Annotated in this window: 1 protein-coding gene and 1 pseudogene; both read right to left on the bottom strand. The window is 31.2% G+C overall.

The genetic code is table 11. From position 1 onward, the window contains the following. Window positions 1-168: 168 nt before the first annotated feature. Entirely contained in the window at window positions 169-942 is a 774-nt protein-coding gene (locus tag AB2B49_RS09115; protein WP_320692082.1) for a class I SAM-dependent methyltransferase, read from the bottom strand. Between the two features lie 205 nt (window positions 943-1,147). Next, a pseudogene (locus AB2B49_RS09110) lies at window positions 1,148-1,218 on the bottom strand (8-oxo-dGTP diphosphatase); the annotation flags it as partial.

The raw sequence follows: 1,218 nt of genomic DNA, 5'->3' as shown, positions 1-1,218 counted from the left end.
CATAGGCCAGATCCAAGTTTGGAATCTGGTCTTTTTGTACCCAAGATACTTCTTCAAATCTAAAAATTTGAGGTTTATATATGGAGAATTAGCTGTAACATGCTCTAAACACTATCCGTTTCATTTTACATTGAAAATTTTCTCCAAATTTTTTACAATATCGTTCCCTTAATTTTCTTTTCGAGCAATAAACATACCATATTCTTTAGGAATGATTAACATACCCTTATGAAAATGCATTTCTAATCTTTTACGAATGACATTTTCTTCTAGCGAACCTATTTCTGAAATTCCTTTAAAGGATTGAATGTATTTAACTAGGTCATCTATACTAGTTACCTGTAACTCATCATCATAGAGTAATGTTTCGACAGAGTCAAAATACATACTCAGTTGGCTTTTGCCATTTTGTAAAGTAAATGTTTTATTTTCCAAATCTTGATTGATCTCATCTTTAAATAAACTTGCTAAATAATCTACAACTCCATTTTCACCAAATGTGGCACAGTAAAAAATGCCTCCTGTTTTTAAGATTCTATTCACCTCGGAGAGAGCTTTAGGAATATCATTTACATGATGTAGAAGCATATTAGCAATAACAATATCAAACGTTTCATTCTCAAAAGAAATCTTTTGAATATCCATTATTTCATAGTTGACATTGTCTCTATTTCCAATCACTGACTTCGTTGTTTTCACCATATCTTTAGAAAAATCTGTAACAACCAACTGCTTCATTCTATCAATAGAATCACTATTACTTTTCCATAGTTCTCCTGTTCCACACCCTAATTCTAGGACCTTTACCTCATCAGTGATTTGGTAGTTGGAAAATATCCAATTGTTAAACCCTAATTTATTTTTTGAATATTTCTTGTGTAGTTTTACTCTAATGTCAAGATTATCTTGTTTTGCATATTGTTCAATTACCTTATCAGCCATTTTCTTTTACTTCCTTTCATATCTTAAGATTATACCATAAAATAAAACATCTCCGATTTCAAAATTGAAGGTGGAGATTGTTAAAGATAAAGATAGAAAAGAAGAATAGGAAATTTTGAAGTATTCAGTTGACATACACCGACATACTTATCCTATATTTAAGTACCAATCATTAAAGGTTAACACCGTTCCAGTAATCATACAACTAGAAAATTTCTTTTTCCCAGCCGTCCTCTGTACGGTGGCGATAGAAGAACTCAGACTTGTCAGGTGCTT

Origin of the sequence: Streptococcus jiangnanensis (assembly GCF_040888325.1) — a bacterium.
In the GTDB taxonomy this organism is placed as follows: domain Bacteria; phylum Bacillota; class Bacilli; order Lactobacillales; family Streptococcaceae; genus Streptococcus; species Streptococcus jiangnanensis.
The sequence above is the reverse complement of the archived record's forward strand: the minus strand, read 5'-3'. Positions and strand labels throughout refer to the sequence as shown.

Bases quoted from the DNA above. Each gene is read 5' to 3' on its own strand.
- AB2B49_RS09115 (WP_320692082.1), bottom strand. From the start codon at position 942: ATGGCTGATAAGGTAATTGAACAATATGCAAAACAAGATAATCTTGAC.